Genomic DNA, 13,186 nt, shown 5'->3' with positions numbered 1-13,186 from the left:
AGGGCTCGCACTCCAGCGGCAGGGACTCCAGGCCGAACGTCCCTGCCGGCCATAAGGTGTGCGCCTCGCCCAGCCAGCTGGTAGACGGGTCGACGGGTAGACCAAGCGCCTACAGCGGTTCCTGTCTCAGGTTCTATAGTTCGGCCCTGAAAACGGCATTACGCGCCTCTTGACAGAGCCGCACAGGTTAGACTAGCGAACTATGATTGAGGCCGAGCCGCAGGTCACTGACCTGTCAGGGGACCTGCAGCGAGTCCTCTCGAAATTGTTCTCGGTCTTGCGCCGCGGCGACCCGCGCACTCCGACTAGCGGTGATCTGACGCTGGCCCAGTTGTCGATCCTGCTGACCCTGCTGGATCGGGGCCCGATGCGCATGACCGAGCTCGCTGCCCGCGAGCGGGTGCGCACACCCACCACGACGGTGGCCATCCGGCGCCTGGAGAAGCTGGGGCTGGTCAAGCGGTCCCGCGACCCCTCGGATCTGCGGGCCGTGCTGGTCGAGGTCACCCCGGAGGGACTGGTGCAGCACCGCGAGGCGCTCGATCACCGGCGCGCGTACCTGGCCTCGCTGCTGGCCAAACTCAGCGACGAGGAGCGCGAGACCCTGGCCAAGGCCCTGCGCCCGCTGGAGCGCCTGGCCGATCAATCCGAGAGCTAACCCAACCAGTCGAGCACCGCGGCGGCGGTCCAGGACTGCTGCATGCTGCCCAGCGGCTCACCGGTGAACGGCTCGTAATACTCGGCGAACGAGCCGTCGCTGGCCTGGCGCAGACCTTCTCGGCGCAACATCAACGAACGCTCGGACCAACCCCGGCGGGCGAACGCCCATGAGAACAGCCACGTCAGCACGGGCCATACCGGTCCACGCCAGTACTCGCGCGGCCGAAAGTCTTTGGAAACCGGCGATGTTGAGGGAATCAGCGAGAACTTCAGGTCCGGGTGTCCGCAGAACCGCGGGCCCTCGAGGACCCTCAGCAAGGCGCGTTCCTGCTCATGCGGCAGGCCCCCGCAGAGCAGCGGTGCGAACTGCGCAGCCGTCTCGGTGGCGATCCATTTTTCGCCTCGTACGTCGAAATCCCTTGCGGCGCCCGTTCTTTCGTCTGTCGTGCCGATGACCCCGGCGCGGAAGCGCTCGGCCCAGGAGTACAGGTCACGCACGTCGGAGTGGGGTCGCTTGTAATCCTCGCCGATGTTGGCCAGCACGTCACAGGCCACCGAGAAGATCGCCGAGACGAAGACGTCCTCGACGGCGAAGCTCATCACCTTCGGCAGGAGGTCGTCGTCGTAGCGGGCGGCCTTCATCTCCTCGAGCAGCCACAGATACCGGTCGTACTCGGTGTCCGACGGACGCTGGCTGGCGTCCGTGATGATGTGATTATCCTCGCGCTGATACTCCGGGACGTTGCCGGGAATCACGTTGGCGTAGGCCGAATCCCACCGTGGCGAGTTGTCCATCCCGGATTCCCAGCCGTGGTACAGGGTGATCCGGCCCCTCTTGTTCTGGTCTCTGGCTTCGGCAAGCCAGCGGTGCCAGCGCACCAGATCCGACCAACGCCGGTCCAGGAATGCCTCGGCCACCGCCCGGGTGGAGCGGCCCCGCATGCGTGCCCGGTCAAGGATGCGCTGCACCGCGATCGCGTGCACCGGAGGCTGGGTGATCCCGGAGGTGTGCCTGCTACGCGGGGCGTGGGCCGCCAGCGCCGAACAGGCCCAGCGGGCCGGGCCGGGAAAGTAGCCGTCGACACCATGGGCGAAGACGATGTGCGGGATCATCCCGTTGGTCCACTGCGCCGACAGCAGCGTGTCGAGTTCGACGACGGCGCGCTCGACACTCAGCGGGGCCAGGCCGACCGCCACGAAGGCGGCGTCCCAACTCCACATGTGCGGGTAGAGCTGGGGTGCCGCCGAGGTCATCACACCCAAGTCGTTACCGCGCAGCAGGTAGGCCGCGCGGGCCGCCAGCTGCGCCTGGCCGAAGCTCGGGTCAAATGCCACGCGTTCATTCTGCGTTGCGTGAGGTGGAAACGCAGATCGGTAGGGTTGGCGGCATGTCTTCCGGCGGGCAGGAGCGAAGCGACGCGGGGGTTGGGCGCGACGGGCAGGAGCGAAGCGACGCGGGGATGAAAACCGCAATGATCACTGGGGCGAGTGGCGGCATCGGATCCGCGATAGCCGAGGCCCTGGCCCCCACCCACATTCTGCTGCTGGCCGGCCGGCCGGCCGCCCGGCTCGACGCCGTCGCTGCCCGGCTTGGCGCCACCACCTGGCCGCTGGACCTGGCCGATCCGGACTCGGTGGAGGCCGCCGCCGAACCGCTGGCCGAACTCGACGTCTTGGTGCACAACGCCGGGGTGGCCTATCCGGGCCGGGTCGCGGAGTCCACCCCCGAACAGTGGCGCGCCACCTTCGAGGTAAATGTCATCGGGGCAGTGGCGCTCACCCTGGCGCTGCTGCCAGCACTGCGAGCGGCCAGAGGGCAGGTCGTGTTCATCAACTCCGGATCGGGGCTCAACGTCTCACCCGGGCTGGCCGCCTACTCGGCGAGCAAGTTCGCGCTGCGCGCCTTCGCCGACTCGCTTCGGGCCGACGAGCCGAGCCTGCGGGTCACCAGCGTGCACCCCGGCCGGGTCGACACCGAGATGCAGCGCGACCTGATCGCCTACGAAGGCGGCGAGTACGAGCCCGCGAAATTCCTGTCCGCCGAGACGGTCGCTCAGGTCGTGGCCGGGGTAATCGCCACGCCGCTGGATGCGCATACGCATCAGGTGGTCGTCCGCCCCCGGGCATGATTTCGGCGCGGTTATCGCCGGTAGGCGGCGATTAGCGCGCCGAAATCGCAGAACGGATGACGGCGATGACGCGCTCGGGATATCCCGTCAGATCCAGCCAGGTGAACCGCAGGATCTGCCAACCGCAAAGCGCGATGGTGTTCTGGCGCTGCCGGTCGATCTGAAACACCTCTTCGTCGGTGTGGAAGGCGAAGCCGTCGACTTCGATGGCGACCTTCTGCTTGGGAAAGGCCACATCGACCTTGTACCCAGCCACCGGATGGTTGGTCCGCCATCCGGTCAGTCCGGCTTGGCGCAGCAACCCCAGCAACAGCCTTTCGGCCTCCGAACGGCTGCCGTCGGCTGCGGCCTGAAGCATTCGGCGCGCTGCTGGCGCGCCGTAGCGGCCCTTGTTCCGGAGATGTGCCTGCCACAGCGCCTGCAACTCGACGTGGCGCTGCAGTGCGCGATCCATCAGCTTCGCTCCGCCACGGCGCCGAACCGAAGCCTCCACCACGGTGAGGGACAGTTCGGTCACCTTCAGCCCGCGAACGGCGCTGACATCTGAAGCGCCGAGGTTGCGCCGCCGCACCCGGGCGCCACCATGGCTACGACCGCGGCTGTTTCTCGGGACAGTGACCTCGACGACCTCAGGCGCGAACACCGTGAGGCGGTGCCACCAAGCAGCGGCAAGGCCGCTGGCCGCCGCGTGTGCGCCGTGCGCCCAAACCGCCGCGCGGATGCGGGCCGCGTCGGTGAATTCACGGTCGTCGACGAAGTAGACGCCCCGGGCACATCGACGCCAGTAACCCGAGCGCACACGACGTTGAACCGCTTGATGCGTGAGCCCGACGCGCTGCGCTTGAGCGAGCGTGATGACGCCATCTTGATCGCGAAGAAGATCGTTCAGCACGCCAAGATGGACGCGCCGGAAAACAGTTGCGTTCCATTCCTAGCGATTCGGGCGCGCTTGTCGCCGGTAGGCGACGAAAAGCGCGCCGAAATCGCCCGGGCTAGACGACGAGGTTGACCAGGCGGCCGGGAACGACGATGACCTTCTTCGGGGTGGCACCGGCCAGGAATGCCGCCACCTTCTCGTCGGCCAGCGCCGCCGCTTCGACGGCCGTCTTGTCGGCCTCGGCGTCGACCGTGATCCGACCACGCACCTTGCCGTTGACCTGTACCGGGTACTGGACGGTGTCCGCCACCAGAAAGGCCGGATCGGCAACAGGGAACGGGCCGTGCGCCAGCGATGTCTCGTGGCCCAGTCGCCGCCACAGCTCCTCGGCGAGGTGCGGGGCCAGTGGGGCCACCATCAACACCAGTGGCTCCAGCGCTGCGCGGGAGGTGACGCCCTCCTTGGTCAGGTGGTTGGTGTACTCGATGAGCTTGGCCGCGGCGGTGTTGTTGCGCAGGCCCGCATAGTCGTCGGCCACGCCGGCGATGGTGCGGTGCAGCAACCGCAGCGTCTCGTCGTCTAGCGACTCGTGCTTGGAAACCCGTTCCGCACCGGTGTTTTCGTCGACGACCAACCGCCACACCCGCTGCAGGAAACGATGGGCGCCGACCACGTCCTTGGTGGCCCACGGCCGCGACGCTTCCAGCGGGCCCATCGACATCTCGTAGACACGCAGCGTGTCGGCGCCGTAGTTGTCGCAGATCTCGTCGGGCGATACCGAGTTCTTCAGGCTCTTGCCGATCTTGCCGAACTCCTGGAAGACCTCGATCTCACCGTCGGTCCCCGGCAGGAAGAACTTCCCGTTTCGCTCGACGACGTCGGCGGCGGGCACGTACGCGCCCCGCGCATCGGTGTAGGCGAAAGCCTGGATGTAGCCCTGATTCACCAAGCGGCGGTAGGGTTCCCGCGACGTGACGTGGCCGAGGTCGTGAAGCACCTTGTGCCAGAACCGCGAATACAGCAGGTGCAGCACCGCGTGCTCGACGCCGCCGACGTACAGGTCCACCCCGCCCGGATCGTCCGGCCCGTGCTCGGATGGGCGCGGGCCCATCCAGTAGGCCTCGTTCTGCTTGTCGCAGAACTCTTCTGAGTTGTGCGGATCGGCGTAGCGCAGCTCGTACCACGAACTGCCGGCCCACTGCGGCATGACGTTGGTGTCGCGGGTATACCCCTTGAGTCCGTCGCCGAGGTCGAGGTCGACGTTCACCCACTCAGTCGCCTTGTTCAGCGGCGGCGACGGCTCGCTGTCGGCGTCCTCTGGGTCGAACAGCACCGGCGAGTAGTCCGCGATGTCGGGCAGCTCGACCGGCAGCGCGGAATCCGGCAGCGGATGGGCCCGGCCGTCGGCGCCGTAGACGATCGGAAACGGCTCACCCCAGTACCGTTGGCGCGCGAAAAGCCAGTCCCGCAGCTTGTATTCGATGCGGGCGCGGCCGCGGCCGTCGGCCTCGAGCTTCTCGGCGATGGCCGTCTTGGCGTCCTCGACACTAAGCCCGTCGAGGTACTGCGAGTTGACCAGTGTGCCGTGCCCGACATAGGCGGCCTCGGTGATGTCGCCGCCGGCGATCACCTCCAGGACGGGCAGACCGAACTCGCCGGCGAACTCCCAGTCACGCTGGTCGTGGCCGGGCACCGCCATGATCGCGCCGGTGCCGTAGCCGACCAGCACGTAGTCGGCGATGAAGACCGGAACCCGTTGCCCGTTGGCCGGATTGGTGGCCCACGTTCCTAGGAACACCCCGGTCTTGGTCTTGTTCTCCTGACGCTCCAGGTCGGACTTCGCCGCGATCGAACGCCGGTAGGCGGCCACCGCTTCACCGGGTGTGGCTGCGCCACCAGTCCAGCGCGGGTCGACGCCTTCGGGCCACTGCCCGGCCGTCAGAGCGTCGACGAGTTCATGTTCGGGTGCCAGAACCAGATAGGTGGCGCCGAACAGGGTGTCGGGACGAGTGGTGAACACTTCGATGTCGCTGCCGTCGGCATCGAAGAGCACCGATGCGCCGGTGGAGCGTCCGATCCAGTTGCGCTGCATGGTCTTGACCTTCTCCGGCCAGTCCAGCACGTCGAGATCGTCGAGCAGCCGATCGGAGTAGGCGGTGATGCGCATCATCCACTGCCGCAACCGTTTCCGGAACACCGGGAAGTTGCCGCGCTCGCTGCGGCCCTCGGAGGTGACCTCCTCGTTGGCCAGCACGGTGCCCAGCCCGGGACACCAGTTCACCAGCGAGTCGGCCCGGTACACCAGCCGGTGGCCGTCGACGACGTCGGCGCGCTCCCCCGCCGACAGCTGGGACCACACCCGGCCGTCATCGAGAGTCCTTGCGCCGCTGTCGAACTCGTCCACCAGCTCAGCGATGGGCCGGGCCTTGTTCTGTGCGGGGTCGAACCACGCGTTGTAGATCTGCAGGAAGATCCACTGCGTCCACTTGTAGAAGTCGACATCGGTGGTGGAGAAGCTGCGGCGCTGGTCGTGGCCCAGCCCGAGCCGGCCCAGCTGGCGACGGAAGTTCACGATGTTGGCCTCGGTGCGCACCCGTGGATGGGTGCCGGTCTGGACCGCAAACTGCTCTGCCGGCAGGCCGAACGCGTCGAAGCCCAGTGCGTGCAGCACATTGCGACCCGTCATCCGGAAGTAGCGGGCGTAGACGTCGGTGGCGATGTAGCCCAGCGGGTGGCCGACGTGCAGGCCATCGCCGGACGGGTAGGGGAACATGTCCTGGACGAACATCTTGTCCTCGGGCACCGCCGAACCATCTGCCGGAGCCAGCGAGCCCACCGGGTTGGGCACGTTGAAGGTGCCCCAGGCCTGCCAGTTGTCCTGCCACGTCGCCTCGATCCGCCCCGCCAGCTCGGCGGTATAGCGGTGCCGCGGCACGTCGGCGTCGGCCTCGGTGGCCCCGGTGGTAGGCGATTCGGTCACGCAGACAGGTTATAAGCACCATTGTCCGACGCCGACCACCCGCCGAGCCGGCGTGATCTGGGCTACTGCCGGTGGCCATTGTGAGCGTTGCCGGGCACCCCGGCAACGCTCTGGTATCAGTTGCGTTGCAGAGCGGTCAGAGGTTGGTTCCAGCTCAGTTCCAGGCCTAGCCCGCGGCTTCTCACGCCCACTACTGTCAGCCCGGGACAAGGGGTCTCACCAGGCCCAACCGTGTCGGAAAAGGACATCTGCGATGATCAGGATCGCCCGTAACTGGCGGGTAGTAGTAGGTGGTGTGGCCGCCGGTTCGGCCGCAGTACTCGGGTTTGCCGGCGCCAACGCAACAGCCGACCCGGTTCTTCCGCTCCCCCCCGCGCCGGCCGTCACTGAGACCGCCGCCGTCGCACCGCTGGCCGCCGGGCCGACCGCAGCCACCGCGCCGCTGGAGGTGCCGACCACCGTGACGGCGGCGCCCACGGCGGTGGCAGCCCCGGCGACCCTCGTCCCGGCTCAGTCCGGCACCATCGCCGACTTCTTCAAGGAGAAGGGCGTAACCATGGAGCCGCAGAAGGCCACCGGGTTCACCGCCCTCAACATCGTCCTGCCCATGCCGCGGGGCTGGAGCGTCGTCCCGGACCCCAACGTGCCCGACGCGTTCACCGTGCTGGCCGACCGCCTGGGCGGCGACGGGCTCTACACCTCCAACGCCGCGCTTAAGGTCTACAAACTGGTCGGCGACTTCAACCCGAAGGAAGCCATCACCCACGGCTACGTCGACGCCCAGCAGCTGTTCAACTGGCAGTCCACCGACGCATCCCTGGCCGACTTCGGCGGCTTCCCGTCGTCAATCATCGAGGGCACGTACCGCGAGAACGACCAGACGCTGAACACCTCCCGGCGTTACGTCATCGCGCAGTCGGGTGCCGACCGCTACCTGGTGTCGCTGGATGTGACGACCGCGGCCAACCAGGTCGTCGCGACGGCCGACGCGACCGACGCCATCGTCAACGGCTTCCGGGTGACCTCCCCGACCGCGGCGCCCGCGACCGCAGCGGCACCTGCGCCGGCGGCAGCACCGGTCTCCGATGCGGGCGCCACCGCGACCGTGACCGTCACCGTCCCCGTTCCGGTTCCCGCGGTGCCCGCTACGCAGCGCTGACGTCCGGCTCGTATTGTTGCCGCATGTTCCTTGCGGGCGTGGTGTGCCTGTTTCTGGCCGTGCTGGTCGGGGGTTCCGGCGTGTGGACCCTGTCCCGCCCGGCCGGGGCTGACCTGACCGCGCAGGTCATGCGCGCGGTGGCCCCGACCCAGGTCGCGGCCGGCGGCATGCTCGCAGCCGGCGGCGCTGCAGCGCTGGCCGCCCCCGCCTCGATCGCACTGACGGTGCTGATTCTGTGTGCGGTCGGCGCGGTCGGCACCGTTGCCGCGGGTTCCTGGCAGGGCGCCCGCTTCGCCGCCCGTAAGCAAACGGCGTCCTCCAGCTGCGCGGGTAGCTGCACGAGCTGCACCCGCTCCTGCGAGTGATCCTCTGACACGCCGCTGCCCGTCGTGGCGCTGATGCCGGTCGGCCTGGCCGCGCGGCTGGCGCGCGACTAGTTGCGGCTGACGTCGATCGGATGGGTCGCCAGCAGCGACAGCGGTAGCGGCTGGCGACGCAACACCCGCGACCACAGATCGACCCGCGGCTCGACCAGGACGTCAGAAGGCAAGGCGGACAACACAATCCAGTCGTCGCGTTCGATTTCCCCGTCGAGCTGGCCGATGGTCCACCCTGAGTAGCCGGCGAAAATCCGCACCCCCTCGACGGCGGCTGCGATCAGGTCCGGGTCGGCGTCGAGATCGATCATCACCATCCGGCCCGCGACGTGGCGCAGGCCGGGCATGCCGGCCGGGTCTGTACCGACGCGAAGCGCGCCCAAGCACAGCGCGGCGCCGCGTTTGACCGGGCCGCCGATGAACATCGTCTTCGGTTTGGCCGCCAACTTGGCCCACTGCGGCAACACATTGTAGACGGCGTTTTCGCTGGGCCGGTTGAGCACAACGCCCAACGTGCCGCCGTCGTTGTGTTCGACGACGTAGATGACGCTGCGGCGAAACGTCGGCTCGAGCAGATCGGTGTTGGCGAGCAGCAGCGTGCCAGCCCGCACCCGATGCGCCGCGGGCGCGACGAAATCTTCGGGATCTTCCGACTGTGACACTCCACCATCATGGCATCACCATGCGGTAGCTGTGGTGAACAAGCGGGCGCCTCCCGCACATTTGTACTGTTGGTCGGGTGGTCGACGCCAGCGCATCCGGTTCGCTGTGGCGTTCTGTGCGCAACCTGCCCGAGTTCTGGCGGCTGCTGGAGCTCAGGACGGCAAGCCAGTTCGGCGACGGCTTGTTCCAGGCCGGGCTAGCAGGCGGGCTGCTGTTCAATCCGGAGCGCGCCGCCGACCCCTGGGCGGTGGCCGGGGCCTTCGCCGTGCTGTTCCTCCCCTACTCCCTCGTGGGCCCGTTCGCCGGGGCGCTGCTGGACCGGTGGGACCGGCGCGCGGTGCTGGTCTGGGCAAATGTCGGGCGGCTGCTGCTGGTGACCGGCGTCGGCCTGCTGCTGGCCGTGGGCGCCGGCGAATCAGCCGTGCTGTGCGGGGCGTTGATCGTCAACGGCTTCAGCCGGTTCGTCACCTCCGGCCTGTCGGCCGCGCTGCCGCACGTCGTCCCGCGCGAGCAGGTCGTCACGATGAACTCGGTGGCCACCGCCACCGGGGCAACCGCGACCTTCCTGGGCGCCAACTTCATGCTGCTGCCCCGCTGGCTGTTCGGGTCGGGCGATGCCGGGGCGGCCACGGTCATCTTCCTGGTCGCGGTCCCCGTCGCAGTCGCGTTGGTGCTGTCGATGCGCTTTCCCCACCATGAACTCGGACCCGACGACACCGCACGGGCGGTCCACGGTTCGGCCTTCTACGCGGTGGCGACGGGGTGGATCTATGGCGCGCGCACCGCGGCGGGAACCCCGACGGTGGCCGCCACCCTGTCCGGTCTTTCCGCCCACCGCATGGTGTTCGGCATCAACACGCTGCTGGTCCTGGTGATCGTGCGGCACAGCGACACCCCGGCCGTGGCCGGGCTCGGCCTCGGTACGGCGGTGGTGTTCGTAGCAGCCACTGGAAGCGGCTCGTTTCTGGCCAACGTGGTGACCCCGCCGGCGGTACGACGATGGGGCCGCTACGCCACCACCAACGCAGCGCTGATCTTCGCTGCAGTGATCCAGCTGGCCGGGGCCACCCTGCAGCTGGTGGTGATGGTGGTGTGCGGTTTCTTCCTGGGCCTGGCCGGCCAGGTGGTCAAGTTGTGCGCGGACACCGCGATGCAGATCGACGTCGACGACGCCCTGCGCGGACACGTGTTCGCCGTCCAGGACTCGCTGTTCTGGTTGTCGTTCATAGTGGCGATTGCGGTATCGGCGGCGGTCATCCCGCTCGACGGCCAGGCGCCGGTGCTGGCGCTGGCCGGCTCGGTGATCTACCTGGCCGGGCTGGCGGTGCACGCGATCGTGGGCCGGCGGCGGGCGATCAGCATCTAGAGTTTGGCCATGAGCACCGCCGACGAGATCATCGACGATCTACGGGATGAGAGCGACGCCCTCGACTCTCTGGTGAGCCCGCTGACCCCGGCCGGCTGGGCACAGCCCACCCCCGCTCCGGGGTGGACGATCGCACACCAGATCGCGCACCTGTGGTGGACCGATCGGGCGGCCCTGACGTCGATCACCGACGAGGCCGCCTTCGGGGACATGCTCGCCGCCGCCGCGGCCGACCCGCTGGGCTTCTCGACAAGGCCGCCGAGGAACTGACTGCGACCACGCCGCCTCACGAGCTGCTGGTCCAGTGGCGCCAGACGCGGACCCGGCTGCACGAGGAGCTGCAATCCGTGGCCGACGGACGCAAGCTGCTGTGGTTCGGCCCGCCGATGAGCGCTGCGTCCACGGCGACCGCGCGGCTGATGGAGACCTGGGCACACGGCCTCGACGTCGCCGACACGCTGGGTGTGGCGGTGCGGCCGACCGCGCGGCTGAAGTCGATTGCCCACCTGGGCGTGCGGACCCGCGACTTCGCGTTCTCCGTCCACGGGCTCGCCGCGCCCGCCGAACCGTTCCGGGTGGAGTTGAGTGCACCCGACGGGGGCGCGTGGACGTGGGGTCCCGAGGACGGCGCGCAGCGGGTCACGGGGTCCGCAGTCGACTTCTGCTACCTGGTCACCCAGCGACGGCCGCGCGCTGAGCTCAACGTGGTGGCAACTCGAACGCATCGCGACCGCGGTGCCGGTGTCGGTGGTGCTGCGCCAGATCCATACTGGCGGCACACATCTCCGGCGGTGACAGGCCAGCTCGTCAACGCGCCAGTAGTTCGACGCCGAGCTGGTCGACGTCATCGGTGTTCCTGGTGACCAGCGGAACTCCGAGGGGCGTGTGCGCGGTGCCCACGGTCTAGTCGAGTGCCGTCGCGTCGTCGGCCGAGCCGTCGCCATCGGTGTCGATCAGCTTGACGTCCCAGCGCCCGTCGCCATCGGTGTCCACCCATCCGACGCCGGCCGTCCCGTCGGTCGTCCGTAGCGCCCGATCGGCCACACCGTCGCGGTCGACGTCGAACAACCGGTCGGGGCTGCCGTCGCCGTCGACGTCGGCCGGCCCCTCGCCGGTGTGCTCCGCCCCGTCCAGACTGAACCACCGCAACGGCCCCACCGGGCCGATGGAAGTCATGGCCCAGGTGCCCGACCCGTCGTCGGTGTAGAGACTCTCGGCGGTGCCGTCGTCGTCCAGATCCAGGGCGGCATGGTCGGCCAGACCGTCCCCGTCCAAGTCGGCCAGCGCGTCGTCGAACACGCCGTCTCCGTCGAAATCGATTCGCACAGAATCGAATTCACCGTTTCCGTCGAGGTCGAAGTCGGGCCGCCCGCTGAACATCGCCGCGGTGCCGTCCCCGGGTCCCAGGCAATAGTCCATGCACAGTCAGACGCTGCGCGAGCCCTTCTCGTTCCACCACGACAGCAGTTCGGCGGTGGCCTCCTCGCGGGACAGCGGGCCGCGGTCCAGCCGCAGCTCCTTCAGGAATCTCCAGGCCTGACCGACCTGCGGGCCCGGCGGGATGTCCAGCAGCTGCATGATCTCGTCGCCGTCCAGGTCGGGGCGCACCCGCGCGAGGTCCTCCTTGGCGGCCAGTTCGGCGATGCGCGTCTCGAGGTCGTCGTAGTTGGCCTGCAGCCGCGCCGCACGCCGCTTGTTGCGAGTGGTGCAGTCCGCGCGCACCAGCTTGTGCAGCTTGGGTAGCAGTGGGCCGGCATCGGCGACGTAGCGGCGCACCGCTGCGTCGGTCCACTTGCCGTCGCCATAGCCGTGGAATCGCAGGTGCAGATAGACCAGCTGGGAGACGTCGTCGACCATCTGCTTGGAGTACTTCAGTGCGCGCATCCGCTTGCGGACCATCTTGGCGCCGACGACCTCGTGGTGGTGGAAGCTCACCCCGCCGTCGGGTTCGTGCTCGCGGGTGGCGGGCTTGCCGATGTCGTGGAGCAGTGCCGCCCAGCGCAGCACCAGGTCGGGATCGTCCTCCAACGCCATCGCCTGGCGCAGCACCGTCAGCGAGTGCTGGTAAACGTCCTTGTGCTGATGGTGTTCGTCGATGGCCATCTGCATCCCGCCGATCTCCGGCAGCACCACCTCGCCCATGCCGGTCTGCACCATCAGGTCGATCCCGGCGACCGGGTCGGCGCCCAGCAGCATCTTGTCCAGCTCGACGGCGATCCGTTCGACGGTGATGCGCGCCAGCTGCGGCGCCATCTCCTCGATCGCCTGCCGGACCCGGTCGGCCACCCCGAACTGCAGCTGCGAGACGAACCTCGCCGCCCGCAGCATCCGCAGCGGATCGTCGCCGAAGGACACCGAGGGCTTGGCCGGGGTGTCGAGGACCCGCATCCGCACCGCCGCCAGACCGTCGAGCGGATCGATGAACTCCCCCGGGCCGTCGGCGGTGATGCGCACCGCCATCGCGTTGACGGTGAAGTCGCGGCGCACCAGGTCGTCCTCGAGGTTGTCGCCGTAGTGCACCTGCGGATGGCGCGACACCTGGTCGTAGCTGTCGGCGCGGAAGGTGGTGATCTCCACCCGCTGGCCGGCCTTGCCCACCCCGACCGTGCCGAAGTCGATGCCGGTGTCCCACAAGGCGTCGGCCCACGGCCGCACGATTCGCTGCACCTGCTCGGGCCGGGCATCGGTGGTGAAGTCGAGGTCGGTGGTCAGCCGACCCAGGACGGCGTCGCGCACGCTGCCGCCGACGAGGTAAAGCTCACGGCCCGCGGCAGCGAACAGCGCGCCGAGCTCACCGAGCAGTTCGCCCTGCCGGTTGAGCTCGACGAGCGCCCGCGCGAGCAACTCGACGTCCTGGGGGGTTTCGGACACGTCGGGTCAGCCTAGTAGTCCGACGATACAGGCGGCGTGCCGCCTGAGCAGGAGGACGAAGGAGAGGCCGAGCAGTCCGACGGTGCAGGCGGCTACCGGCGAGT

11 protein-coding genes and 1 pseudogene are annotated in these 13,186 nt (G+C 68.6%); 6 read left to right on the top strand and 6 right to left on the bottom strand.

Going from position 1 to position 13,186, the window contains the following annotated elements:
* The first annotated feature begins 202 nt into the window (after positions 1 to 202).
* On the top strand, positions 203 to 658 hold the full coding sequence (locus tag K9U37_RS03360; protein ID WP_243070521.1) for a MarR family winged helix-turn-helix transcriptional regulator: 456 nt from the start codon (positions 203 to 205) through the stop codon (positions 656 to 658).
* Here K9U37_RS03360 and ggh read toward each other — a convergent pair.
* The gene (ggh, locus tag K9U37_RS03355; RefSeq protein ID WP_243070520.1) at positions 655 to 1,995 is read right to left on the bottom strand and encodes a glucosylglycerate hydrolase; all 1,341 of its coding nucleotides are present in this window, start codon (positions 1,993 to 1,995) and stop codon (positions 655 to 657) included. The two genes, K9U37_RS03360 and ggh, sit on opposite strands and share 4 nt — an antisense overlap.
* 125 nt (positions 1,996 to 2,120) lie before the next feature.
* Between ggh and K9U37_RS03350 the strand changes: the two genes are divergently transcribed.
* Positions 2,121 to 2,789, top strand: coding sequence for an SDR family oxidoreductase (locus K9U37_RS03350; RefSeq protein ID WP_243073201.1), 669 nt, complete (start codon positions 2,121 to 2,123; stop codon positions 2,787 to 2,789).
* A 31-nt stretch (positions 2,790 to 2,820) separates the two neighbouring features.
* On the opposite strand, the gene K9U37_RS03345 is transcribed toward K9U37_RS03350, so the two are convergent.
* Complete coding sequence (locus K9U37_RS03345) at positions 2,821 to 3,681, bottom strand: type IV toxin-antitoxin system AbiEi family antitoxin domain-containing protein (RefSeq protein ID WP_243070519.1); 861 nt, start codon at positions 3,679 to 3,681, stop codon at positions 2,821 to 2,823.
* A 100-nt stretch (positions 3,682 to 3,781) separates the two neighbouring features.
* Positions 3,782 to 6,646 carry a leucine--tRNA ligase gene (leuS, locus tag K9U37_RS03340; RefSeq protein ID WP_243070518.1) on the bottom strand — a complete coding sequence of 955 codons (2,865 nt, stop codon included), beginning with the start codon at positions 6,644 to 6,646 and terminating at the stop codon, positions 3,782 to 3,784.
* Positions 6,647 to 6,899: 253 nt separating this feature from the next.
* Between leuS and K9U37_RS03335 the strand changes: the two genes are divergently transcribed.
* The gene (locus K9U37_RS03335) at positions 6,900 to 7,805 is read left to right on the top strand and encodes an LpqN/LpqT family lipoprotein (RefSeq protein WP_243070517.1); all 906 of its coding nucleotides are present in this window, start codon (positions 6,900 to 6,902) and stop codon (positions 7,803 to 7,805) included.
* Positions 7,806 to 7,828: 23 nt separating this feature from the next.
* Positions 7,829 to 8,170, top strand: a complete 342-nt coding sequence (locus K9U37_RS03330; protein ID WP_243070516.1) for a hypothetical protein — start codon at positions 7,829 to 7,831, stop codon at positions 8,168 to 8,170.
* A gap of 68 nt (positions 8,171 to 8,238) precedes the next feature.
* On the opposite strand, the gene K9U37_RS03325 is transcribed toward K9U37_RS03330, so the two are convergent.
* Positions 8,239 to 8,844: a YqgE/AlgH family protein gene (locus tag K9U37_RS03325; RefSeq protein WP_243070515.1), complete on the bottom strand. Its 606-nt coding sequence runs from the start codon at positions 8,842 to 8,844 to the stop codon at positions 8,239 to 8,241.
* A gap of 77 nt (positions 8,845 to 8,921) precedes the next feature.
* Here K9U37_RS03325 and K9U37_RS03320 point away from each other — a divergent pair, with 77 nt between their 5' ends.
* Entirely contained in the window at positions 8,922 to 10,211 is a 1,290-nt protein-coding gene (locus K9U37_RS03320; RefSeq protein ID WP_243070514.1) for an MFS transporter, read from the top strand.
* A 9-nt stretch (positions 10,212 to 10,220) separates the two neighbouring features.
* Positions 10,221 to 11,074 (top strand): annotated as a pseudogene (locus K9U37_RS03315) (TIGR03084 family metal-binding protein).
* Between the two features lie 40 nt (positions 11,075 to 11,114).
* On the opposite strand, the gene K9U37_RS03310 reads toward K9U37_RS03315, so the two are convergent.
* A complete protein-coding gene (locus K9U37_RS03310) occupies positions 11,115 to 11,630 on the bottom strand; it encodes a pullulanase (RefSeq protein WP_243070513.1) in 516 nt (171 codons plus the stop codon).
* 6 nt (positions 11,631 to 11,636) lie between these two features.
* On the bottom strand, positions 11,637 to 13,082 hold the full coding sequence (locus tag K9U37_RS03305) for a CCA tRNA nucleotidyltransferase (protein WP_243070512.1): 1,446 nt from the start codon (positions 13,080 to 13,082) through the stop codon (positions 11,637 to 11,639).
* Positions 13,083 to 13,186: the final 104 nt, after the last annotated feature.

This window comes from Candidatus Mycolicibacterium alkanivorans (assembly GCF_022760805.1).
GTDB classification, from domain to species: domain Bacteria; phylum Actinomycetota; class Actinomycetes; order Mycobacteriales; family Mycobacteriaceae; genus Mycobacterium; species Mycobacterium alkanivorans.
The sequence above is the reverse complement of the archived record's forward strand: the minus strand, read 5'-3'. Positions and strand labels throughout refer to the sequence as shown.

What these genes read in the sequence shown, in the direction of transcription:
- K9U37_RS03335 (WP_243070517.1), top strand. Translation starts at nt 6,900, where the DNA reads ATGATCAGGATCGCCCGTAACTGGCGGGTAGTAGTAGGTGGTGTGGCC.
- K9U37_RS03350 (WP_243073201.1), top strand. Translation starts at nt 2,121, where the DNA reads ATGAAAACCGCAATGATCACTGGGGCGAGTGGCGGCATCGGATCCGCG.
- K9U37_RS03310 (WP_243070513.1), bottom strand. Translation starts at nt 11,630, where the DNA reads ATGGACTATTGCCTGGGACCCGGGGACGGCACCGCGGCGATGTTCAGC.
- K9U37_RS03360 (WP_243070521.1), top strand. Translation starts at nt 203, where the DNA reads ATGATTGAGGCCGAGCCGCAGGTCACTGACCTGTCAGGGGACCTGCAG.
- K9U37_RS03330 (WP_243070516.1), top strand. Translation starts at nt 7,829, where the DNA reads ATGTTCCTTGCGGGCGTGGTGTGCCTGTTTCTGGCCGTGCTGGTCGGG.